Below are 23,643 nucleotides of genomic sequence, written 5' to 3' on the forward strand. Positions count from 1 at the left end.
TGCCGCGCCCGTCGGAAGCGGCAGGGGACGCGTGGCCCTCCGGAGGGTGACCGCGTCCGGCCCGGTTCGTTGATGCCCACGTGGGCCGGACGCTTTCGTCGTCGCCCACGCGGGCCGAAGGCTGAGGAAACGTCTCCGCACGCCGTCGGCCCCGGGAAGACGCCGCCGACAGTACGGAGAACCCATGGGATGGGCGAGGAAGCTCGCGGCCGCGTTCGCGGGTGCGGTGACGGCGGTGGGTCCGCTCGGGCCCGCCCCCGCGCACGCGGTCGTAGGGGGCCATGAGGCGCGGCCCCACCAGTACCCGTTCATGGTGGGGCTCGTGGATCTGGCGGAGCGGCGGGTGATGTGCGGCGGGGCGCTGGTCGACGAGCGGTACGTGCTCACCGCCGCGCACTGTCTGACCGGCTCGTACAGCAGCACCGCGCGCGTGGGGGTGCTCCTCGGCGACCACGACCTGACGCGCGGGGACGACAGTCCGAACGCGGTGCTCGCGGCCCCCGCCGCCTTCCTCACGCACCCGGGCTACGACCCGGCCACCCAGCGCGACGACATCGCGCTCGTCCGGCTGGCCGAGCCGGTGGTGTTCAACCGTGACGTGCGGCCGGTCGCCCTGCCCGTCCGGTACGCCCACGGCACCTTCGACCACACGCAGGTCGAGGCTCCCGGCTGGGGCACCACCTCCTTCGGGGGCCGCACCTCCGACGTCCTGCGGACCGTGGTCCTCGGCACCATGAGCAACCCGACGTGCGGGGCCCGGGGCATGTCCCAGGTCACCGCCGCCCAGCTCTGCACGTACGCGCCCGGCCGGGACACCTGTCAGTACGACTCCGGCGGCCCCCTGGTCCACACGATCGCGGGGAGGCCGTACCTGGTCGGTCTGGTCTCGTACGGGAAGGAGTGCGCGACCGAGACCCCCGCCGTGAACACCCGGGTCTGGTCCTACCTCAGCTGGATCGGGCGGACGGCCGGGAAGCCGCCCCTCGCCTCATGAGGGCGGTGTACAGGAGCAGCGCGGCGACGAGTCCCACGGCCCAGCCGTAGTCGGCGAGCGGCTCGAGGAACGGAATCAGGCCGTCCTCGGGGAACGGTCCGGTGCCCGGCGCCGAGTGGGAGCCGCCGACGGCGAGGACGCCGCCGACCGCGAAGGCGAGGACGGCCGCCGGGTTCCAGCCGCCCCGGTACCAGTAGGGGCCGTCGGCCCGGTAGAGGCCTTCGAGGTCGAGGACGGTCCGGCGGACGAGCCAGTAGTCGGCGATGAGGATGCCGGCGACCGTGCCGAGGAGGCCTCCCACCAGGCCGAGCCAGGTGAAGATGTACAGCTCCGGGGTGGCGGTGAGCTTCCACGGCATGATGAGCACGCCGACGACACCGGTGATCAGCGCCCCCGTACGGAAGTCCACCAGCCTCGGGGCGAGGTTGGCGAGGTCGTACGCCGGGGAGACCACGTTCGCCGCGATGTTCACGGAGAGGGTGGCGACCAGCACGGTCACCAGGGCGAAGAGCAGTCCGAAGACGTTGTCGGTCTTCGCGGCGAGCGCCACCGGGTCCCAGACGGGCGCCCCGTACACGGCCTGCGAGCCGGAGGTGACCAGCACCGAGAGCAGCGCGAACAGCGTCATGGTGGTGGGGAGTCCGAGGGCCTGCCCCAGGACCTGGGAGCGCTGGGCCGCGCCGAAGCGGGTGAAGTCCGGGATGTTGAGGCTGAGCGTGGCCCAGAAGGCGATCATGCCCATGAGGGCGGGGAAGAAGACGGGCCAGAAGTCGGCGCCCCAGCCCAGCTTCGACGGCTGGTCGAGGAGCGGACCGAGGCCCCCCGCCTTGACCGTGATCCAGCCGAGCAGGACGAGCGCGCCGACGATCACGAAGGGCGCGGCCCAGTTCTCGAAGCGGCGCAGGGCCTCCATCCCCCGGTGGATGACGGCGAGTTCGAGCGCCCAGAAGAGGACGAAGCAGAGCCACAGCGTCCAGGGCTGCCCGCCGACCTCCGAGGCCTCCGCCCAGCCGCCGCCGAACGCCTTGTCGAGCAGGACGAAGACGCCCTGGCCGCCGATCCAGGTCTGGATGCCGAACCAGGCGCAGGCGACGCCGGCCCGGACGAGGGCGGGCAGGTTGGCCCCTCGCAGTCCGAAGGAGGCACGGGCGAGGACGGGGAAGGGGATGCCGTACTTGGGTCCGGCGTGCCCGGTGAGCAGCATCGGCACGAGGACGACGACGTTCGCCAGGGCGATGGTGAGGACGGCCTGCTTCCAGTCCATGCCGAGGGCGACGAGACCGGAGGCGAGCATCCAGGAGGGGATGTTGTGGGCCATGCCGACCCAGAGGGCGGCGAAGTTGTACGTGGTCCAGCGGCGGTCGGCCACGGGGACGGGGAGCAGGTCGTCGTTGGCGAAGCGGGGGTCGGCGGGGGCCGTGCCGGGCGCGAGCTCGACACGGCCCCCGTGGACGCCGGAGGGGCCGGGTCTGCCGGAGGGCGCGGTTGCGGTCATGGACGGAACCCTTCGTTCGGGGACGGAACGAGGCCGTGCGGGGCGTGGGGTTCTTGACCGTGCGGAGTCTCGTCCTGCGGGACAGGGGCGTCAAGGGAGGTGGAACGTCCGCTCATCCGTCTCATCCGTTCAGCGGGCCCCGTCGGCGTCCCCGGGCGCTTCGCCGCCGCACGTCGTACGGCCGGAGGCGCCGGCGGGGGAGCTCCGCTCTCGTCCCTCCCCCGGCTCTTCCCGCTTCGCCGGCTCTTCCGGCCTTGCCGTTTCCGCCGGTTCTTCGTGGTGGAGATGGCCGCGCTTTCGATCGACGTGAATTCGGCCCGGGTCACACACCATCGGAATCCACGCCGGCCGGGCGTACGACAAGTCCGGCGACACGCGTTCAACCTTCACAAGCCGGCACGCGAAATGTCCTGATGGGGCGGTCACTTGACGGAGGGCCTGTTCTGTGATGAACAGTTCCTCCGAGGCCGGCATCGGCTCGACTCGTCAGAAGGGGCACAGCGGTGGCAGATCTCTCGAAAATAAAAGCCCTGTTGGGTGAACCACGGTTCAACTGGCCGGACCCCGCGCCGTGGACCGAACTGGAGCAGGAACTCGGCGTCGCGTTTCCCGCGGACCTCCGCGAGATCACGGACGCCTACGGTTCGGTCTCGGTCAACGGGCAGTTGTATCTGAAACACCCCGCCACCCATCTTCTGCACGACCTGGGAAGCTTCGTCAGGGAGGAGATCGAGTTCTGGCGCGAGGAGGACATGGCCGAGTTCCTGCCGAGCCGGGCGGGGGCGGGTCCCGGTGAATTGCTGCCGGTGGCGACGGCCACGACGGGCGAGACGGTCTTCCTCGGCGTCCCCGGGGAATCCTCGTCGCGCTGGCGCGTCCTGGTCCAGGAGATGGACAGTCCTTCCTGGACCTTCTACGAGATGACGTTCGGCGAGTGGCTGCTGGCCTACCTCAAGGGGAGGGACGTGACCCTGTGCTCCCGCGACCGCGCACCCGACGGCCCGTCCTGCGAGGCCCTTCCCTGATTCTTGATCCCTAATCCTCATCCGGCCGATCCGTTGACAGGGGTTTTACCTACTGGCTACATTTACAACGTATCTATCGACTACGGGCATGGCTGACAGCTCCGTCGGTTTACAGCTCTTACCGGACATGAATATGAGGTCGGCCCGCCCCTTTCCCGCGATCGCGCGGAAAGGGCGGTGGCCAGGAATCCTCTCCATCGCCGGTCGAAGCCGGCGACTGATGCCGCAGCAGGACGGACGACCCCGTGCGGGCGCCCCCGTGCGCCGTCCGCCCGGTGCGTGATCCCGTACTCTCACCAGGCCCTGCGAAGAGGCCCCGGAAGCGGTGCGGCGGAACGCACAGTCGCTCCGGAAGGCAGGACCCTGCCGTGGTCCACAGAATCCTCTCTCTCAGTCTTACGTTCCGGAACCTGATCCTCGGTGTGGCAGCGGCCGTGATGGCCCTGGGCTTCTTCCAGCTCCCGCGGGCGGCGTCGACGGACGTCTTCCCGGAGTTCGCCCCGACGCAGGTGCAGATCCAGACCGAGGCGCCGGGTCTCTCCGCCGCCGAGGTCGAGCAGCTCATCACCGTCCCGCTGGAACAGGACCTGCTGAACGGCGTGGCCTGGCTCGACGAGATCACCTCCGAGTCGGCCCCCGGCCTGTCCTCCGTCGACCTGGTGTTCGAACCGGGCACGAACGAGCAGAAGGCCCGGCAGGCCGTCCAGGAACGCCTGATCCAGGTGGGCGGCCTGCCGCAGGTGGGCAAGCCGCCGGTGATGATCCAGCCGCTGTCGTCGACAAGCCGGGTGATGATGATCGGGCTCTCCTCGAAGGAGGTCTCCCGCATCGACATGTCCGTCCTCGCGCGGTGGAGCATCAAGCCGCGCCTGATGGGCATCCCCGGCGTGGCGAACGTGGTCATCTGGGGCGAGCGGGACCGGCAGCTGCAGGTCCAGGTCGACCCGGAGCAGCTGCGCAGCCGGGGCGTCTCTCTGGACCAGGTGGTCCGCACCACGGGCAACGCGCTGTGGGTGTCGCCGCTGACCTTCGTGGAGGCTTCGACACCGGGCACCGGCGGGTTCATCGACACCCCGAGCCAGCGGCTGTCGATCCAGCACGTGCTGCCCATCGCCAAGGCACAGGACCTGGCTTCCGTGGCCGTGGAGGACACCGAGGCCAAGAAGCTGCGCATCGGTGACGTGGCCACCGTGGTGGAGGACCACCAGCCCCTCATCGGCGACGTGATGCTGGGCAACGGCCCCGGCATCATGCTGGTGATCGAGAAGTTCCCCGGTGCCAACACCGGTGACGTCACCCACGACATCGAAAAGGCGATGACGGCACTCCAGCCCGGACTGTCCGGCATCACCGTCGACACCGACGTGTACCGGCCGGCGTCCTTCGTCGACTCGGCACTCGACAACGTGGGCCTGTGGGTGCTCATCGCCGTGCCCGCCGTCTCGGTGCTGCTCGGCCTGTACTTCCTCTCCTGGCGCGTCGCCCTGATCAGCCTCGTGTCGATCACGATGGCGGAGATCGCCGCCCTGTGGGTGCTCTACCTGCGCGGTTCGAGCTTCAACATGATGGTCCTGGCCGGGCTGACGATCGCTCTCGGCGCCATCATCGACGACATCGTCATCGGGTTCGACCGCATCCAGCGGCAGTTCCGGCAGGAGGGCCGGGGATCCGACGAACACCGCTCGGTGGCCGACGTCGTGGTCGACGCCACGGCGGCGGTGCGGCGGCCCGCCTTCTTCGCCACGTTGATCCTGCTGCTGGCCGTGGTGCCCGTCGTCTTCCTGAGCGGAGTGGGCGGAGCGTTCGCACGACCGCTCGCCCTGTCCTACGTGCTCGCGGTGGTCGCCTCCACCGTCGTCGCCCTGACCCTCACCCCCGTGCTGGCCGCCATGCTGCTCGCGCGCGCCAGGCTCGGACACCGCCGCAACCCGCTGCTCGGTCGGCTCCACCGCGGCTTCGACCGGATCAGTCCCAAGACCCTGCTCCGGCCGGGCCTGGCGCTGGCCGCGGTCGCCGTGCTGGTCGGCGCGGGCTTCGCGGCGTGGCCGCAGCTCGACGGGGCGTCCCCCGTCCCGGCCCTGCACCAGCGTGAGCTGCTGATCCGCGTGGAGGCGGCACCCGGCACGTCGCTGCCGGAGATGAACCGCCTCGGCCAGGCGGCGGCCGACGAACTGCGCGCCCTGCCGGGCGTCGAGAGCGTGGGAGCCCACGTGGGCCGCGCCAGGGAGTCCGACCAGGTCGTCAACGTCAACTCCGGTGAGTTCTGGGTCAACCTCAAGAGCTCGGCCGACTACGGCAAGACCGTCGCCGCGATCGACCGCACCATGAACGACCAGACCGGCCTCGACAGCGAAGTGGTGACGTACCCGCAGGCACGGCTGAACGAGGTCCGGGCCGAGAACGGCAACGGCGCGCCCGTCGTGGTCCGCGTCTACGGCGACGACCTGGGTGTGCTGCGGCAACAGGCCGAGCAGGTGAGCAAGGCCCTGTCGCAGATCCCCGGAGTCGTCCGGCCGCAGGTCCCGGACACGGTCGAGGAGCCGACCCTCGAGGTCAAGGTCGACCTCGCGGCGGCCCAGAGCCACGGGATCAAGCCCGGTGACGTCCGCCGTACGGCCGCCACCTACTTCTCCGGCCTGCCGGTGGGCAGCCTCTACGAGGAGCAGAAGGTCTTCGACGTCGTGGTGTGGGGCTCGCCCGAGACCCGCTCCGCTCCGCAGAAGGTCCAGGACCTCCTGATCGACACGCCGAGCGGCACCCCCGTGCGCCTCGGCGACGTCGCCACCGTCCGTGTCACCCCGTACCCGACGGTCATCGAGCACGACGCCACCTCGCGCAGCATCGACGTCGTCGCCGACGTCAGCGGGCGCGACCTGAACACCGTCCTCGACGACGTCAGGAACCGCGTCCAGGCCATGCCGATGCCGTACGAGTACCACGTCGAGGTGCAGAGCGACGTCGCGCACCAGCAGAGCCAGGACCTGCGCATCGCGGGGCTCGTGGCCGCCGCGCTACTCGTCGCCTTCCTCCTCCTGCAGGCCGCCTTCAGCAGCTGGCGGGCGGCGACGCTCGTCCTCCTCGCCCTGCCGCTGGCCGGCGTGGGCGGTGTGCTGACCGCGTTCGCCGTCGACGGCGTCACGTCGATCGGCGCACTCGGCGGCTTCCTGGTCGTGGTGGGCATCGCCGTGCGCAACCTGGTGCTGCTCGTCCGCGGCTACCAGGAGACCGAGCCGCGCCAGGACGGAACCGTCGACCCGCAGCACGTCGTCGACGTCACGCGCGACCGGGTCGGCCCGGTCCTGCTGACCGCACTGGCCACGGCCGTCGCGGTGCTGCCCGCGGTCTTCCTCGGGACCGTCGAGGGCATGGAGGTGCTGCACCCGCTGGCCGTCGTCGTGCTCGGCGGACTGGTCACCTCGACCCTCGTGACGCTGTTCATCGTGCCCGCCCTCTACATCCGCTTCTTCTCCGCCCCCGGCGGCCTCAAGCAGCGTCGCACCGGCCCCGAGCCGGGACTGTCGACGGCCGGCCACGCCCCGGGCGCGGCAGCCGCGGACGACGGCAGGGCGGAACGGCGAGAAGCGCCCCGCAGCGGGCCCGGCCGGCGTCGCACCAGGCGCCGGTGGGCCGCCGGCCTGTCGGCCGCGGGGCTGCTGCTCGCCGGTGGAGCGGGCCTGTCGGCCTGCGCCGACTCGAACCCCTCCTCGGCCTCGGCCGCCGAGCACACCGACAATCTTCCCGCCCAGATCGAGGACGTCGCGGAAGGGAAGATCCCCCGTCTGACGCTGGCCGAGGACGTGGTCGAACGGATCCACCTCACGACGGAGCCGCTGCGGCAGGCGCCGCTGGACGGCGCAGGGCCGCCGCAGACGCTCATCCCGCTGAGCGCAGTGGTCTACGACCCGGAGGGCGAGACCTTCGCCTTCACCAACCCGGAGCCCCACGTGTACCTCCGGACCCCCGTCGAACTGGGGCAGTTCGGTGAGGACCACGCCGTCGTGAAGTCCGGCATCGCGACGGGCACCCCCGTGGTGACGGTCGGGGCCGCCGAACTGCTGGGCATCGAGTACGAGACGGACGGCGAGCACTGATGGCCGAGGAACGCCGCACTCTGATGCGCTGGATCGTCAGTTCCAGCATGCGATTCCGCTACCTCGTGGTGGCCGCGGCCGCGATCATGATGGTCGTCGGCGTGGCGTCGCTGCCCCAGACGCGGGTGGACGTCTTCCCCGAGTTCGCGCCGCCGCGGGTCGAGATCCAGACGGCCTGCCTCGGCCTGTCCACGGCCGACGTGGAGTCCCTGGTCACCGTCCCGCTCGAGCAGTCCCTCAACGGGCTCGACGGACTCAACGACCTGCGCTCCAAGTCCGTCTCGCAGCTCTCGTCGGTCCAGCTGATCTTCCACGAGGGAACCGACCTCTTCAAGGCACGGCAGGAGGTCCAGGAACGGGTGGCGCAGGTGTCGCCCAACCTGCCGACCTGGGCGGCCCCTCCGGTGATCATGCCGCCCGTCTCGGCGACCAGCCGTGTCATGAAGATCGGGATGTCGTCGGCGGATCACTCGGACGCGTCCCTGATGTCCATGTCCATGACGGCGTACTGGGAGGTCAGGGCCCGCCTGCTGCGGGTGCCCGGCGTCGCCAACGTGAGCATCTTCGGCGAGCGGCTGAAGATGATGACCGTGCAGGTGGACCCGGTCAAGATGCAGGCCCAGAAGGTCAGTCTCGACCACGTCATGGAGGCCACCGGCGAGTCGGTCGACTCCGGTCTGCTCAGGTTCACCACCGGTTCGGTCATCGGCACCGGCGGCTGGGTCGAGACCCCCGAGCAGCGCCTCGGCATCCGGCACGTCCTGCCGATCGTGACGCCCACCGACCTCTCCAAGGTCCCGGTGCGCACCGAGGACAACCGCACCGTCCGGCTCGGGGACGTGGCCCAGGTGAAGGAGGACCACCAGCCCCTCATCGGCGACGGCGTCGTCGGCGGCGGTCCCGGTCTGCTGCTGATCGTCGAGAAGCTGCCCTGGGGCGACACCCCGGAGATCACCAAGAACGTGCAGGAGGCGATCGACTCCCTGCAACCCGGCCTGCCCGACATCACGTTCGACACGACCATCTTCCGGCAGCAGGACTTCATCCACACCGCGATCGACAATCTGACCCAGGCCCTGGTGCTCGGCTTCGTGATGGTCGTCGTGGTCCTCGCGGCCTTCCTCTACGAGTGGCGCGTCGCGCTGATCAGCCTGCTGACGATCCCGCTGTCCCTCATGGCGACCGTGCTGGTGCTCCACTGGCGCGGGGCCACCATCAACACGATGGCCCTCGCCGGCCTCGTGATCGCACTGGGCGCCGTCGTGGACGACGCGATCATCGACGTCGAGAACGTCCTCAGACGCCTGCGCGAGCACCGGAGAACCGGCGGTGGGACGTCGGTGGCGAAGGTCGTCCTGAACGCCTCGCTGGAGGTCCGGAGCCCGATCGTCTACGCGACGATGATCATCGTCGCGGCCACGGTGCCGGTGTTCCTGCTCCAGGGGCTGGCGGGCTCGTTCTTCCGGCCGCTCGCCGTCTCCTACACGCTGGCCATCGTCGCCTCCATGGTCGTGGCCCTGACCGTGACCCCCGCCCTGTGCCTGATCATGCTGCGCAAGGCCAAGGTCGAACGCCGGCAGTCCCCACTGCTGCGGTGGCTGCAGAACGGCTACACGTCGGGCCTCCGGCGCATCGTCAGGCGGCCGAGCAACGCCTACCTGGTGTCGGGTGTGCTCGCGGTCGTCGCGGCCCTCGTGGTGCCGCAGCTCGGCCAGTCCCTGATGCCCTCCTTCAAGGAGCGGGACTTCCTGATGCACTTCATCACCACGCCCGGCACGTCCGTACAGGAACAGCAGCGCATGACCTTCCAGCTGAGCCGTGAGGTGCGGGCCATCCCCGGCGTGCGCAACGTCTTCGGGGCCCACACCGGGCAGGCGTTCCTGGGCGACGAGGTCGTCGGGGTCAACTTCGGCGAGGGCTGGATCAGCATCGATCCCAAGGCCGACTACGACAAGACCCTCAAGAAGGTCAAGGAGACCGTGGCGCGCTACTCCGGCGTGGAGCACGACGTCCAGACGTACCTCAACGAGCGCGTCGACGAGGTGCTCACCGGCTCCAAGTCGCCGATCGTCGTCCGTCTCTTCGGCCAGGACCAGAAGATCCTGCGCGAGAAGGGCCTGGAACTCCAGGAGAAGATCGGCAAGATCGCCGGCACCGGCGACGTCCACACCGACCTGCAGCTCGACATCCCGCAGGTCCAGGTGGAGGTCGACGTCGCCAAGGCGGCGAAGTACCAGCTGAAGCCCGGTGACGTGCGCCGCGCCGCGTCCACCCTCGTGGCCGGCGAGGAGGTCGGAGACATCTTCCGCGGCGGCAGGGCCTACGACACGGTGGTGTGGAGCACCCCCGAGACGCGCAGCAACGTGGCGGCCATCAGCCGGCTCCCGATCGACACGCCCTCCGGCACCACGGTGCGACTCGGTGACGTCGCCGAGGTGACCGTCCAGCCCGTGCCGAACCTGATCGCACGCGAGAACGGTTCGCGTCGCCTCGACGTGGACGCCACCGTCTCCGGACGCTCCTTCAGCGCCGTCGTCGCGGACGTCGAGAAGGCGATCGCCTCCACGGACTTCCCCCGCGGCTACCACGCGGAGCTGCTCGGGGAGCACGAGGAGCGGCAGGCCGCCCAGCGGGTCCTGTTCTACAGCGCGATCTTCGCGGGACTGGCGGTTCTCGTGCTGCTGCAGGTCTCCTTCCGCAGCTGGCGGCTCGCGGTGCTGTCCTTCCTCACCCTGCCCATGGCCCTGGTCGGCGGTGTCCTCGCGGTCTGGATCGCCGGCGGGAACATCTCGCTGGGTTCCCTGGTCGGCTTCTTCACCGTGTTCGGCATCGCCGCACGCAACGGCATCCTGCTGATCAACCACTACCAGCACCTGGAGGAGCACGAGGGCATGGCCTTCGGGCCCGCCCTGGTGCTGCGCGGTGCGCGGGAACGGCTGTCCCCCATCCTGATGACCTCCCTGGCGACCGGACTCGCGGTGCTGCCACTGGTCTTCCTCGGCAACCGGCCGGGCCACGAGATCGAGTACCCGCTCGCCGTGGTCATCGTGGGCGGTCTGGTTACGTCCACTCTGCTGAATTTGCTCGTCGTGCCGTCCTTGTACCTGCGTTTCGGCAAGGGCTTCCGACGGCACCGGCCGCAGGATGAGGCGGCCGCCACGCACTGAGGCAGGCGGCGGACGGGGCCGCCGCCTCCCGGTGGAGCCCCACCCTGGCTCCACCGAGAGGATCAAGCCGAATGCCCCGCCGCCTCCGCGCGTCCGCTGTCCTGCTGAGCCCGATCGTCGCCGCGCTGCTGCTGGCCCCCGGCGCGTCGGCCACCGACGCCCCCAAGGTGCCCTCCGCCGCCCCGGCGAAGAGCGGACCGAGCGCTCAGAACGGCTGTGGAAACCCGCCCGCCCTTCGTCCGTACACGTTCCCCGCCCGCCCGAAGGTGAACAACAAGTTCCTTCCCCTGAAGCCCGGAACCCGGTTGGTCCTCACCGGCGACGTCGCCGGTGAGGACCACACCGTGGTGACGACGGTGACCGACCTGACCAAGGTCATCGACGGCGTGCGCACCGTGGTGGTGTTCGACCAGGACTTCAACGGCGACGAGATCCAGGAGTCGGAGCTGGCGTTCTTCGCCCAGGACAGGCGCGGTACGGTCTGGCGCCTCGGCGAGTACCCGGAGATCTACGAGAACGGCCGGCTGACCGGCGCGCCCGACACCTGGATCTCCGGCGTGGAGGGCGCCAAGGCGGGCATCGCCATGCTCGCCAGGCCGCGGGTGGGCACCCCCACCTACACCGAGGGCCTGGCACCGGAGATCGACTTCCTGGACTGCGCCACGGTGGTCCAGACCGGCCAGAGCGTCTGCGTCGAGGCCGGCTGCTTCGAGAACGTCCTCGTGACGGACGAGTTCGCGCCCCTCGACCCCGAGGGCGGCCACCAGCTGAAGTCCTACGCGCCCCACGTGGGCAACATCAAGGTGGAGCCCGTGGGCGAGGAGAACCCGGAGACGCTGTCCCTGACCGAGTTCACCCGACTCGGCCGCGAGGAGCTCGCGGCCGTCCGCGAGGAGGTGCTGGAACAGGACGCGCGCGGCTACGAGATCAGCCCGGACGTGTACGGCACCACCCCGCCCGCGAAGCCCGCGCGCGCGAGCGTGCTGCCGGTCCTGCCGTAGCACGGTGCGGGCCCCCGCGTACGGCGCCGGGGCCTCTCCGCCGGGGCCGCGCGCGCCCTTCGGCTCCGCTCCGGGTGACGCGGGTCACAATCGGGGCATGCGGGTTCTGATCGTGGACGACGAGGAGCGCTTCGCCGAGGGGCTCCGCAACGGCCTGGAGGCGGAGGGCTTCGCCGTCGACGTCGCCCTGGACGGCACGGAGGGCCTGTGGCGGGCGCGCGAGCACGCGTACGACGCGATCGTCCTCGACATCATGCTCCCCGGCCTGAACGGCTACCGCCTCTGCGCCGCCCTGCGCGCCGAGGGGATCTGGACCCCGATCCTCATGCTCACCGCCAAGGAGGGCGAGTGGGACGAGGTGGAGGGACTCGACACCGGCGCCGACGACTACCTGACGAAGCCCTTCTCGTACGCCGTGCTGCTGGCCCGGCTGCGTGCGCTGCTGCGCCGCGAACCGCGCGTGCGGCCCGCCGCCCTCACCGCCGGCGACCTCCGGCTCGACCCGGCGGCCAAGGAGGTGTCGCGGGGCGGGGTGCGGGTCGAGCTGACCGCCCGCGAGCTGGCCCTCCTCGAGTTCCTCCTGCGCCGGCGCGGCGAGACCGTGTCCAAGCACGAGATCCTCGCGCACGTCTGGGACGACGCCTTCGAGGGCGACCCCAACATCGTCGAGGTCTACGTCCGGCACCTCCGGAACAAGCTGGACCGGCCCTTCGGCCGGGCGTCCATCGAGACCGTACGGGGCTACGGCTACCGCCTGGTCCCCGACGGGGGGTGAGCGGCCGTGGGCGTGCGGTTCTGGTCGGCCGTGGCGGCCGTCCTCGTCGTGGCGACGGGCCTGGTCGCGGGAGCGGTGGCCCTGATCGCGCTCCTGCGGGCCGAACTGACCGCCGACGTACGGCAGGGCGTGCAGGACCGGGCCGAGCAGGTGGCGGCCGTCATCGAGTCGGGGCGCGGGGTGCCCTCGCTGACCGTGAGCGGGCAGGGGGAACAGTTCGTCCAGGTCCTGGACGCCCGGGGAGACGTGGTCGCCGGCAGCCCGAACGCCGAGGAGCTGCCGGCCCTGGCCGATCCGCGCCGGGGCTCCGAGTTCACCCTCACCACGCCCCTGGACGAGGACCGGTTCCTGGTGGTGGCGGTGACCGCCGAAGGACCCGGCGGGGACCGGACCGTACTGGTGGGGCAGACGCTGTTCGCGGTCGACGAGTCGATCCGGATCGTCACCCGGCTGCTGCTCACGGGGCTGCCGCTGCTGATGCTCGTGGTGGCCGGCGCGACCTGGATGGCGGTCGGGCGGGCGCTGGCGCCCGTGGCGGCCATCAGGTCGGAGGTGGAGGCGATCTCGGCGGCGGAGCTGCACCGCAGGGTGCCGCTCCCTCCCGGCCGCGACGAGATCGCACGTCTCGCCGCCACCATGAACCGCATGCTGGACAGGCTCGAACGGGCGCAGAGGGCCCAGCGCCGGTTCATCTCCGACGCCTCGCACGAACTGCGTTCCCCGGTGGCGTCCATCCGCCAGCACGCCGAGGTCGCGCTCGCCCACCCCGACCGGCTGACGGACCCGGCGACGGGTGAGCGGTTGGCCAGGACCGTGCTGGACGAGGACCTGCGGATCCAGCGGCTGGTCGACGACCTGTTGCTGCTCGCCCGTGCCGACGAGGAGGCGCTGCGCCCCCGGCTGCGGCCGGTGGACCTGGACGACCTGGTCCTGGAGGAGGTGCGCCGGCTGCGCCGGGCGGCGCCCGGGCTGCGGATCGGCACGGCCGGGGTGTCGGCGGCGCGGCGGCGGGCGGATCCGCAGGGCCTGGGCAGGGTGGTGCGCAACCTGGGCGACAACGCGGCCAGGCACGCCCGCTCCGAGGTCGCCTTCGACCTCGCCGAGCAGCCGGACGGCCGGGTGGTACTGGGCGTGGAGGACGACGGTCCGGGCGTGCCGCCGGGGGACCGCGAGCGGGTCTTCGAACGTTTCGTACGCCTCGACGAGGCGCGGTCACGCCGGCCGTCCGGCGGGGGCGACGCGGGCGACGCCACCGGCAGTGGACTCGGGCTCGCCATCGTCGCCGAACTGGTCGCGGCGCACGGCGGCACGGCCACGGTGGCCGAGGGGCGGCTGGGCGGGGCCCGCTTCGAGGTGGTGCTCCCGCCGGACCCGGAGGGCTGAGACCGGGCCGCCGCTCCTGAAGACCGGTTCAGCTCCGTTCAGGCTCCCTTCAGCACCCGGGTGGAAGCCTCGGCATCACAGCGGAGGAGGCAGTACGGCCGAGGAGGCAGCCATGAGGAACAGATACCCGGCGGCCGCGGTGAGCGCGGCCCTGGCCGCGACCCTCGCGACCGGCGCCGGCACCGCCGGTGCCCTCGGCGGAGCCGCGGGCGGGCCCCCCTCGACGGCCACCGACTGCGTGCGGATCGTGGAGGAGGACGGCAAGGAGACCGACGAGTGCCTGCCGCTCGCCCCGGAGCGGGACCGGGTCGACCGGGGCACGCCGGTGTTCGGCCGGCCGACCGACATCACCAATCCGCTCCACGCCAGTTCGGAGATCCAGCAGGTGATCTACGACGGTCAGGTCGACGGGAAGTCCTTCCGCACCGAGCTCACGCTGCTGCCCGACATCAAGACCGTCACCGTGAACGGCGAGCGGGTCCGGGCGCGCACGATCCAGTTCATGTCCTTCTCGGACGGGCGGGTCCTGGAGGTCGCGCACGACTGGTTCGCGCAGGCCGACGACGGATCGGTCTGGTACCTCGGCGAGGACGTCTTCAACTACGAGAACGGCGTGGTCGCGAACACCGGCGGCACCTGGCAGGCCGGGAGGGACGGACCGGCCGCGATGATCATGCCCGAGGAGCCGAAGGCCGGTGACGTGTACCGGCCGGAGAACATCCCGGGCAAGGTCTTCGAGGAGGTCACCGTCAAGGCCGTCGGGCAGACGGTCCCCGGGCCGTACGGACCCGTCGAGGGCGCGATGACCACGACCGAGACCAACCTGGACGGCACGCGCGAGAACAAGGTCATCGCCCCCGGATACGGCGAGCTCACCATAGACGAGCCCGGCCCCGACCTGGAGGCGATCACACTGGCCGTACCGACGGACGTCACCCCGGGCCCCTTGCCCGCCGGGCTCGCGGCCCTCTCGGCGGCGGTCCGCGCGGCGCACACCGAGGCGACCGACGCGACCGTGACGAAGGCGCGCGCCGCCTGGGACGCGTACCGGGCCTCCGACCGCGTGCCCCGGCTGCTCGCCTCCCAGATGGACCGGGACCTCGACTCGCTCGGCGCGGCCGTCAAGGCGCGCGATGCCGCGCTCGTCCGCGGTGCCGTGCTCCGGGTCGCCCAGAACGACCTCGACCTGCACCTGCGCTACGAACCGCTCGCGACCGTCGAGGCGGCCCGGATGGAGCTGTGGGCACGCCAGTCGGCGCTGGACGGCGCCGCCCGGGACACGGGCGCGATCGCCGGTGACGTGACCGGCCTCGAACTCACCTGGGAGCGCGTCCGGCACGACACGGAACCCGACCGGGCGGCCCGGATCGACGCCTCCCTGAAGGCCTTGCGGGACGCGGCCGACCGCAAGGACGCGTCGGCCGCCCAGCAGGCGACGTCCCGGCTCACGTCCGCCCTGTAGTGCGAAGGCCCCGGACTACGCGTTGATCGCGGGGATGACGTCGGAGCCGTACGCGTCGATGGTGCCCTCGCGGTTGTCGTGCATGTCGTAGACGGCGAACTGGTGGACGCCCAGCTCACGCAGGTGCTTCAGCTTCTCGATGTGGGCCTCGGCGGGGCCCAGGAGGCAGAAGCGGTCCACGATCTCGTCGGGGACGAACTCGGTGTCGGGGTTCCCGGCGCGTCCGTGGTGGCTGTAGTCGTAGCCGTGCCGGTTCTTGATGTACGCGGTGAGTTCCTCGGGGACCACGGAGGAGTGCTCGCCGTACTTCTCCACCAGGTCGGCGACGTGGTTGCCGACCATGCCGCCGAACCAGCGGCACTGGTCCCGGGCGTGGGCCAGGGCCTCCGGGGAGTCGTCGGCGGTCACGTACGCCGGGGCGGCGACGCAGATGGTGAGGGCGTCGGGGTCGCGGCCGGCGTCGGTGGCGGCCTGCCGGACGGCCTTGACCATCCACTCGGTGAGGAAGGGGTCGGCGAGCTGGAGGATGAAGCCGTCGGCCTTCTGCCCGGCCAGGGCCAGCGCCTTGGGCCCGTACGCCGCCATCCACACCGGCAGCCTGCCGTTCTTCACCCACGGGATCCGGATCGGGTTGCCGTCGACCCGAGCCTCCCGCCCTTCCGCCAGGTCGCGGATGACCTCGATCGCCTCGCCGAGGCGGGCCAGGGTGTTGGGCTTGCGGCCGGCGACGCGCATGGCGGAGTCGCCGCGGCCGATGCCGCACACGGTCCGGTTGCCGTACATGTCGTTGAGGGTGGCGAAGGTGGAGGCGGTGACCTCCCAGGTCCGCGTCCCCGGGTTCGTCACCATCGTGCCGACGTGGAGCTTGGTGGTGTTGGCGAGGATCTGGCTGTAGATGACGAAGGGCTCCTGCCAGAGCACGGCGGAGTCGAAGGTCCAGCCGTAGCGGAAGCCGTTGCGCTCCGCCCGGCGCATCAGGCCCACGACCTGCGAGGCGGGCGGGTCGGTCTGCAGGACGAGTCCGAAGTCCAACGTCGTTCTCCTAGTTCAGGTACTGACAGGTGGCGCGCGGGGTGAAGACGCCGTGGCCGGCGCGCCCGGTGAACTTCCGGTGCTCGATGACGGGTTCGCCGCGCGAGAGGACCGTCTCCACCTGGCCGGTGATCGTCTTCCCCTCGTACGCCGAGTAGTCGACGTTCATGTGGTGCGTCTCGGCCGACAGGACCTGGGTCGCGTGCGGGTCGTAGACGACGATGTCCGCGTCGGCTCCGGGCGCGATCGTGCCCTTCTGCGGGTAGAGGCCGAACATCCGGGCCGGGGTGGCGCAGGCGATCTCGATCCAGCGGCGGCGGCTGATGTGCCCGTCGACGACGGCCTGGTGGAGGAGGTCCATGCGGTTCTCCACCCCCGGCAGACCGTTGGGGATCCTGGAGAAGTCGCCGCGGCCCAGCTCCTTCTGCCCGACGAAGCAGAAGGGGCAGTGGTCGGTGGAGACCACCTGGAGGTCGTTCGTCCGCAGTCCCCGCCACAGGGCCGCCTGGTGCTCCTTGGGCCGCAGCGGGGTGCTGCACACGTACTTGGCACCCTCGAAGCCCGGCTCCGCGAGGTTGTCCGTGGACAGGAACAGGTACTGCGGGCAGGTCTCACCGAAGACGGGCAGTCCCTTGTCGCGGGCGACGGCGATCTCGGCGACGGCCTCCTCGGCGGAGACGTGGACGACGTAGAGCGGGGCCCCCGCGACCCGGGCGAGCTGGATCGCCCGGTGGGTGGCCTCCGCCTCCAGGAGGGCCTTGCGGACCTCTCCGTGGTAGCGCGGGTCGGTCTCGCCGCGGGCGAGCGCCTGCTCGACGAGGACGTCGATCGCGATGCCGTTCTCGGCGTGCATCATGATCAGTCCGCCGTTGTCGGCGGAGCGCTGCATGGCGCGCAGGATCCGGCCGTCGTCGCTGTAGAAGACGCCCGGGTAGGCCATGAAGAGCTTGAAGGAGGTGATGCCCTCCTGGATGAGCTTGTCCATCTCCTTGAGCGTGTGCTCGTTCACGTCGGAGAGGATCATGTGGAAGGCGTAGTCGATCGCGCAGTTGCCGTCGGCCTTGGCGTACCAGGCGTCGAGTCCTTCGCGCAGGCTCTGGCCGACGCTCTGCACGGCGAAGTCGACGATGGTGGTGGTGCCGCCCCAGGCGGCGGCGCGGGTGCCGGTCTCGAAGGTGTCGGAGGCGAAGGTGCCGCCGAAGGGCAGCTCCATGTGGGTGTGGGCGTCGACGCCGCCGGGCAGCACGTAGCGGTCGGTGGCGTCGATGGTCCGGTCGGCGGTCCAGCCGGCCGCCGTGTCCGAGCCGTGGGCGGCGAGGGCGACGACGCGGCCGTCCTCGATCAGCACGTCGGCGTGGATTTCGTCGGCGGCGGTGACGACGAGACCGCCGCGGATGAGGGTGCGGGTGCTCACGGGACTTCTCCCCTGCCAACTAGAGGGACCTGAGGGCCTGTTCGAGGATCGCGGCGCCTTCCTCGGCCTCGGCGACGGTGAGCGAGAGCGGCGGGGCGATGCGCAGCGTGCTGGTGTCGTGTCCGCCGCCCTTGCCGATGAGCAGGCCGTTCTCGCGGGCGGCCTCCAGGACGGCGCCGGCCGCGTCCGGGTTCGCCCGGTCGGTGCCCGGTTCGGTGAGCTCGATGCCGATCATCAGGCCGCGGCCGCGGACCTCCCGTACGGCCGCGACTCCGGCCGCCGCAGCCCGGACGCGCTCGATGAGGAGGCCGCCGACGCGGCGGGCGTTGCCCTGGAGGTCGTGCTCCAGGAGGTAGGAGAGGTTGGCGAGGCCGGCGGCCATGGTGATCGGCGATCCGCCGAAGGTGGAGATCGAGTTGGCGTCGAGGCAGTTCATGATCTCGGCGCGGGCGACGACGCCGCCGACGGACATGCCGTTGCCGATGCCCTTGGCGAAGGTGAGGATGTCGGGCGGCCCGGCCTGGCCGTGGGCCTGCCAGCCCCAGAAGTGGTCGCCGGTGCGGCCCCAGCCGGTCTGCACCTCGTCGGAGATCCAGAGGATGCCGTGCCGGTCGAGGACGCGGCGGAAGGCGGCGTAGAGGCCGTCGGGCGGGGAGGTGAAGCCGCCGACGCCCTGGACGGGTTCGGCGATGAGGGCGGCCACGCCCGCGCGGGTCTGGCCGAGCATGTCCTCCAGGTCGGCGACGCACGCCTCGATGAACCGCTCGTCGGTGAGGCCGGCGTACGGACCGCGGCCGCGGACGCCGCCGTGCACGTACAGGGTCTGGAGCGGCGAGAGGCCGGTGGGCGACCAGGCGCGGTTGCCGGTGACGCCGATGGTGGAGAAGGAGCGGCCGTGGTAGCTGTTGCGCATCGCCAGGATCTGGTTCGAGCGGCGGTACGTGGTGGCGAGGAGCAGGGCCGCGTCGTTGGCCTCGGTGCCGGAGGTGGTGAAGAAGACGCGGGCGTCGGGGATGCCGGAGAGGCCGGCGACCCGCTCGGCGAGCTCCACCATGGGGCGGTTGAGGTAGAGCGTCGAGGAGTGGATGATCCGCCCGGCCTGCTCGGTGACGGCCTTGGTGACCTCGGGCAGGGCGTGGGCCGTCATGGTGGTGAGGATGCCGCCGAAGAAGTCGAGGTACTTGCGCCCTTCGGCGTCCCAGACGTGGCGGCCCTCGCCGTGGGTGATCTCGATGGGGTCGCGGTAGTAGAGGGCGATCCAGTCGGGGATGACGGCCTTGTGCCGGTCGTACAGGCTGCTCACGGCTGCACCAGCCCGTCGTACGCGTCGGGGCGGCGGTCCCGGTAGAAGGCCCACTGCTGCCGGACCTGCTCGATGAGGCCGAAGTCGAGGTCGCGGACGACGAGTTCCTCCTCCTTGTCGGAGGCGACGTCGCCGACGAACTGGCCGCGCGGGTCGACGAAGTAGCTCGTTCCGTAGAAGTCGTTGTCGCCGTACTCCTCGATGCCGACCCGGTTGATGGCGGCGACGAAGTACTCGTTGGCGACGGCGGCCGCGGGCTGCTCCAGCTGCCAGAGGTAGGAGGAGAGCCCGCGGTGGGTGGCCGAGGGGTTGTAGACCAACTGCGCTCCGTTGAGGCCGAGTTGGCGCCAGCCCTCCGGGAAGTGCCGGTCGTAGCAGATGTAGACCCCGACCCGTCCGACGGCGGTGTCGAAGACCGGCCAGCCGGCGTTGCCCGGGCGGAAGTAGTACTTCTCCCAGAAGCCCTTGACCTGGGGGATGTGATGCTTGCGGTACTTGCCGAGGTAGCTGCCGTCGGCGTCGATCACGGCGGCGGTGTTGTAGTAGAAGCCCTCGCCCTCGACCTCGAAGACGGGGACGACGACCACCATGCCGGTCTCGCGGGCGAGGTCCTGCATCCTCCGGACGGTGGGCCCGTCGGGGACGGGCTCGGCCCAGCGGTAGTGCTCGGGCTCCTGGACCTGGCAGAAGTAGGGCGCGTTGAAGACCTCTTGGAAGCCGATCACCTTGGCGCCCTGCCGGGCTGCCTCGCGGGCGTGCTCCTCGTGTTTGGCGATCATGGATTCGGTGTCGCCGGTCCAGGTGGCCTGGACGAGTGCGGCGCGTACGACGTCGGTCATGAGCTGCTCCTTCGGCACGGCGTCAGAGAGCCTCTACGCACGTAGACGCGATGCGTAGGAGGAGAACGTAAGCCCCGTCACACCCCGGAGCAAGACCGCCGCCGTGAAGCGGCCGGGTCGATCATGTTTCATACCCGAGTGGTCCACGTCGGACACGTACCGACACGTACGGACCCGTACGGATAGCGCCCCGGCGATGATCAGGACCGGGTGCTCCGTCCGCCCTCCCTCGGCGAGGCGGGGGACCTGCCCCGGCTGCCGGCCGGCGCGCTGCCGGCGGACGCCGACGGCGACCGGACGCCGACGGACGGACCGTCCGCGACCGGACCCGCCGGCAGGCAGCCGCGTCAGGAACGGCGCACCCGCGGGACCCCTCGCGCCCGCGCGGGCCGCGCGGGCCCGGCCGGCCCGGCGAGCGGCGTGACGTCGGCCGTCACGCTCCCGCCAGGCCCGCCACCCGCAGGGCGTGGAGCAGTTCGCGCTCCCGGGACGCGGACACCTCGCGGGCCGCGGCGATCAGTTGGGGGACGAGCCCGTGCGGATCCACGCCCGCGAGCCGGGCCGCGTCCTCGGGGGCCCTGACCCGGACGAACGCGGCGAGCAGGGCGTGCGCCTCGCGGTGGTGGGCCTCCGCGTGCAGCGCGGCGCACGCGGAGGCGAGTTCCTCGACCGGGCGGGCCACGCCCTGCCGGAGCAGCTGCTCGCAGTCGGCCGTCCGCCCCGCGTCGGCGAGCGCGCCCGCGACGGCGGCGAGCCGCGCGGGCGGCAGTGAGGCCGCCTCCCACAGCAGGGTGGACCAGTCGGCACCGAGCCCCGCCCGGTGCAGCTGCGCCGCGAGGGCGGGCAGCCGGGCAGGCGGTCCGCCGAGCGCTTCGCAGAGCAGGACGTGCGCCTCGCCGCTGCGACCCTGCGCACGGAGGCGCCGGAGGGCGTAGACGGCGTTGGCCGCGGCGCGGTCGGCCTCGGCCGGGTCCACGGCGGGAGCCTCGGCCACGGGGGCGGCGGATTCGGCGGCACCCCCGAAACGGGCTCCGCGGGGCGCCGCTCCCCCGACCGGGAGCGCGGGCAGTGGCGCCGGCTCCTCGACCGCCGTCTCGGCGCCCTCCTCCAGCCAGGCGTACCGGGCGCCCCGGGGGCGCCGCCTGGCGTGCTTCACGGCACCCGTCGGCGCCCCGGCCGTCACCGCCGCACCCGGTCCGGCACCGGCCCCCGCGCCCGTCACCCCTCCCCGCTCCAGTCGGGCGAGGCGGGCCGTCAGCTCGGCGACGCGGGCCGCCGCCCTGGCGTGGTCGTCGCGGCTCCAGGCGAGGTCGTGCTCCAGGCGCGCGGCCTCGGCCGGGTCCGGGGTGCCGCGCAGCCGCTCGGCGAGTTCACGGCTCCGGGTCTCGGCGTACCGGCGTTCGGCCTCCATGAGGTCCCTGCGCTCCGCGAGCGCCTCCGCTCCGCCGGGGCGGCCGTCGTGGGCGTCCGCGGCCGCCGCGCGCAGGACCCGGCCCCGGGCGGCGAAGGGCCCTCCGGGGGCTTCGCCGACGTCCTGGAGGAGGGATTCGACGACGTCCCACGGCAGGATGTCGGCGCCGTCGAGGCAGGCGCGCAGGCCTTCCGGGTCGCGGGCGGCGAAGACCTCGTACCAGCCGCCCTCCGGCCGCGCGCGGCCGGTGAGCTCGGCCAGCCAGCGCGTGAACGCGGCAACCTCCGCCGGGAGTTGATACACCGTCATGCGTCACGCACCTGCCCCGCAGTCGACTGGAACCTTCCGGTCCGCGGGTATTGGACCGCAGTCGTGTTACGGGACGACTACGGACTGTTTTCATCCGGATGTGCGGGGGTCAGAACGTCACGACGATCCCGGTGTGCGGGCGCTTGCCGAGCCGGACGATCATGGCCGGCACGTCGGTCAGCCAGTACTGCCAGGTGTACTTGCGCGAGAGCAGGCGCCGGATCCGGCGCAGCTCCTCCCCCTCCACGAGGCGTCCCGTACCGGCGAACCGCTCGGCGCCCTCGGCGATGTTGCCACGCAGGTCGCAGACGGCGACCTCGACCCGTGGGTCGTTGCGCAGGCGCTTGACCTTCCAGGAGTCGGAGCGGGTCCACACGTACAGCTCGGAGCCCTCCACCGCGTACCAGACGGGTGTCGCGACCCCCGTGCCGTTCTTCCGGAAGGTTGTCAGGCTGACGTAGCGGCCGCGCCGCAGCTCTTCGGGCATCATGCCCGGCAGCCTAGGCGGGCGGGGCGTCCGAGACGTACGCGGATGCCCCTACGCCACGGAGCCCGCCCGCTCGTAGGCGGCGCGGGCCTCGGTGATCTCGGGGGCGTGGGTGCGCGCCCAGTCGCACGCCGTGTCGAGCGGGGCGAGGAGGGACCGGCCGAGGCCGGTGAGGGCGTACTCGACGCGCGGCGGGTTCTCGTCGTGGACGGTACGGGTGAGGAAGCCGTCGCGCTCCATGGAGCGGAGGGTCTCGGTGAGGACCTTGGGGGTGATCCAGTGCAGGGGGACGCGGAGTTCGGAGAAACGGCGGGGCGTCCCGTCCTCCAGGCAACGCAGCACCATCGGCGTCCACTTGCCTCCGCCGACGCGGATGGGCTGGGCGTGCGCGCCGCAGTCGGGATCGCGGAAGAGCGAGGGACTCAGCGGCTCCGGGGAGGGCTTCTCGATCATGCCGTCGACGCTAGCCCAGTACCGTTGAAGTAACCAGGGGTGCCCGTTCTACGGTCCGGCCATGGACAACGACACCAGCAGGAACATCATCGTCTTCGGGGCCGGCGGGCGCGTCGGCCGGGCGGCCGTCGCCGAGGCGGTGGCCCGGGGCCACCGGGTGACGGCCGTGGTCCGCGACCCGGCCGCGCACGGCGACCTGGAGGGCGCGGGAGTCGCGCTCGTGCGGGGGGACGCGACGGACGCGGCCTCGGTGGCGGCGCTCGCGGCGGGCCACGACGCGGCGGTGAACGCGGCGGTCCGTCTCGACGTGCCCTCGGTGGACTTCTTCACGGCCACGGCGAAGGCACTGGTCGCCGGCCTCACCGAGGCGGGCGTCGGGCGGCTGCTCACCCTGGGGATCGCCACGACCCTGGAGACCGCTCCCGGGGTGCGACTCATGGACGCGCCCGACTTCCCGGAGCGGTACCGGACGTTCTCCCAGGGGCACGTGGCCGAGTTCGAGCTGCTCACGACGGAGGCCGGGCCCGGGCTCGACTGGCTGATGGTGGTTCCGGGGATCGACCTGGACGCGGAGGCGGAGCGGACGGGCGGCTACCGGACGGCGGTGGGCACGGTGATCGACGGCCCCGGCCGTATCTCCCACGCCGATCTGGCACTCGCCCTCCTGGACGAGATCGAGCGCCCGAACCACAGCCGGGTGCAGCTGGCCGTCTCCGTCTGAGAGACCGGTCAGACGGGGGCGGGGGCGCAGTGCGCCACCAGCTCGTCCATGGAGAGGCCGAGGACCCCGGCCAGGGCCGCGACGGTGAAGAAGGCCGGGGTCGGGGCGCGGCCGGTCTCGATCTTGCGGAGGGTCTCGGCGGAGAGACCGGCGGCCGCGGCGATCTCCACCATGGACCGCTCGCCGCGCGCCTCGCGCAGGAGCAGGCCCAGGCGCTCGCCGCGCTCGCGCTCTTCGGGGGTCAGGGGTGTGCGCACCATGCCGACCATTCTAATACCGGT

At 71.7% G+C, this 23,643-nt stretch carries 18 protein-coding genes; 9 read left to right on the top strand and 9 right to left on the bottom strand.

All coding sequences use genetic code 11. The features are described 5' to 3' along the window. Nucleotides 1-184 precede the first annotated feature (184 nt). Nucleotides 185-994, top strand: a complete 810-nt coding sequence (locus K7G60_RS19560; protein ID WP_225802226.1) for a serine protease — start codon at nucleotides 185-187, stop codon at nucleotides 992-994. On the opposite strand, the gene K7G60_RS19565 is transcribed toward K7G60_RS19560, so the two are convergent. Continuing rightward, a complete protein-coding gene (locus K7G60_RS19565; protein WP_225802227.1) occupies nucleotides 948-2,489 on the bottom strand; it encodes an NCS1 family nucleobase:cation symporter-1 in 1,542 nt (513 codons plus the stop codon). The two genes, K7G60_RS19560 and K7G60_RS19565, sit on opposite strands and share 47 nt — an antisense overlap. A gap of 503 nt (nucleotides 2,490-2,992) precedes the next feature. On the opposite strand from K7G60_RS19565, the gene K7G60_RS19570 reads away from it, so the two are divergent. From K7G60_RS19570 to K7G60_RS19600, 7 genes are all read left to right on the top strand, one after another. Next, nucleotides 2,993-3,514 (top strand): SMI1/KNR4 family protein, encoded by a 522-nt coding sequence (locus K7G60_RS19570; protein ID WP_225802228.1) that lies wholly within the window; start codon nucleotides 2,993-2,995, stop codon nucleotides 3,512-3,514. 422 nt (nucleotides 3,515-3,936) lie between these two features. Continuing rightward, complete coding sequence (locus tag K7G60_RS19575; protein ID WP_225802229.1) at nucleotides 3,937-7,605, top strand: efflux RND transporter permease subunit; 3,669 nt, start codon at nucleotides 3,937-3,939, stop codon at nucleotides 7,603-7,605. Further along, entirely contained in the window at nucleotides 7,605-10,772 is a 3,168-nt protein-coding gene (locus K7G60_RS19580) for an efflux RND transporter permease subunit (RefSeq protein WP_225802230.1), read from the top strand. The genes K7G60_RS19575 and K7G60_RS19580 overlap by 1 nt, the downstream gene beginning before the upstream one ends. A gap of 71 nt (nucleotides 10,773-10,843) precedes the next feature. Continuing rightward, the gene (locus K7G60_RS19585) at nucleotides 10,844-11,773 is read left to right on the top strand and encodes a hypothetical protein (RefSeq protein WP_225802231.1); all 930 of its coding nucleotides are present in this window, start codon (nucleotides 10,844-10,846) and stop codon (nucleotides 11,771-11,773) included. 97 nt (nucleotides 11,774-11,870) lie between these two features. Further along, nucleotides 11,871-12,548, top strand: coding sequence for a response regulator transcription factor (locus K7G60_RS19590; RefSeq protein ID WP_225802232.1), 678 nt, complete (start codon nucleotides 11,871-11,873; stop codon nucleotides 12,546-12,548). A 6-nt stretch (nucleotides 12,549-12,554) separates the two neighbouring features. Further along, nucleotides 12,555-13,931 (top strand): cell wall metabolism sensor histidine kinase WalK, encoded by a 1,377-nt coding sequence (locus K7G60_RS39185; RefSeq protein ID WP_225802233.1) that lies wholly within the window; start codon nucleotides 12,555-12,557, stop codon nucleotides 13,929-13,931. 112 nt (nucleotides 13,932-14,043) lie between these two features. Continuing rightward, entirely contained in the window at nucleotides 14,044-15,393 is a 1,350-nt protein-coding gene (locus K7G60_RS19600; protein ID WP_225802234.1) for a hypothetical protein, read from the top strand. Nucleotides 15,394-15,408: 15 nt separating this feature from the next. Here K7G60_RS19600 and K7G60_RS19605 read toward each other — a convergent pair whose 3' ends face one another. The 7 genes from K7G60_RS19605 to K7G60_RS19635 form a co-directional block, all read right to left on the bottom strand. After that, the gene (locus K7G60_RS19605; RefSeq protein WP_225802235.1) at nucleotides 15,409-16,425 is read right to left on the bottom strand and encodes a TIGR03842 family LLM class F420-dependent oxidoreductase; all 1,017 of its coding nucleotides are present in this window, start codon (nucleotides 16,423-16,425) and stop codon (nucleotides 15,409-15,411) included. A 10-nt stretch (nucleotides 16,426-16,435) separates the two neighbouring features. Further along, nucleotides 16,436-17,839 carry a dihydropyrimidinase gene (gene hydA, locus K7G60_RS19610; protein WP_225802236.1) on the bottom strand — a complete coding sequence of 468 codons (1,404 nt, stop codon included), beginning with the start codon at nucleotides 17,837-17,839 and terminating at the stop codon, nucleotides 16,436-16,438. 19 nt (nucleotides 17,840-17,858) lie between these two features. Next, on the bottom strand, nucleotides 17,859-19,142 hold the full coding sequence (locus K7G60_RS19615; RefSeq protein WP_225802237.1) for an aspartate aminotransferase family protein: 1,284 nt from the start codon (nucleotides 19,140-19,142) through the stop codon (nucleotides 17,859-17,861). Next, a complete protein-coding gene (locus K7G60_RS19620) occupies nucleotides 19,139-19,981 on the bottom strand; it encodes a nitrilase-related carbon-nitrogen hydrolase (protein WP_225802238.1) in 843 nt (280 codons plus the stop codon). The genes K7G60_RS19615 and K7G60_RS19620 overlap by 4 nt, the downstream gene beginning before the upstream one ends. Nucleotides 19,982-20,414: 433 nt before the next feature. Continuing rightward, the gene (locus K7G60_RS19625; RefSeq protein ID WP_225802239.1) at nucleotides 20,415-21,701 is read right to left on the bottom strand and encodes a UL36 very large tegument protein; all 1,287 of its coding nucleotides are present in this window, start codon (nucleotides 21,699-21,701) and stop codon (nucleotides 20,415-20,417) included. Between the two features lie 109 nt (nucleotides 21,702-21,810). Next, complete coding sequence (locus K7G60_RS19630; protein WP_225802240.1) at nucleotides 21,811-22,191, bottom strand: PPOX class F420-dependent oxidoreductase; 381 nt, start codon at nucleotides 22,189-22,191, stop codon at nucleotides 21,811-21,813. A gap of 48 nt (nucleotides 22,192-22,239) precedes the next feature. Then, entirely contained in the window at nucleotides 22,240-22,641 is a 402-nt protein-coding gene (locus tag K7G60_RS19635; protein ID WP_225802241.1) for a helix-turn-helix domain-containing protein, read from the bottom strand. 61 nt (nucleotides 22,642-22,702) lie between these two features. Here K7G60_RS19635 and K7G60_RS19640 point away from each other — a divergent pair, with 61 nt between their 5' ends. Then, complete coding sequence (locus tag K7G60_RS19640; protein WP_225802242.1) at nucleotides 22,703-23,362, top strand: NAD(P)-dependent oxidoreductase; 660 nt, start codon at nucleotides 22,703-22,705, stop codon at nucleotides 23,360-23,362. 8 nt (nucleotides 23,363-23,370) lie between these two features. On the opposite strand, the gene K7G60_RS19645 is transcribed toward K7G60_RS19640, so the two are convergent. Continuing rightward, nucleotides 23,371-23,622 carry a helix-turn-helix domain-containing protein gene (locus tag K7G60_RS19645; protein ID WP_225802243.1) on the bottom strand — a complete coding sequence of 84 codons (252 nt, stop codon included), beginning with the start codon at nucleotides 23,620-23,622 and terminating at the stop codon, nucleotides 23,371-23,373. Nucleotides 23,623-23,643: the final 21 nt, after the last annotated feature.

This window comes from Streptomyces sp. NK15101 (assembly GCF_020400725.1).
Classification (GTDB): Bacteria; Actinomycetota; Actinomycetes; order Streptomycetales; family Streptomycetaceae; genus Streptomyces.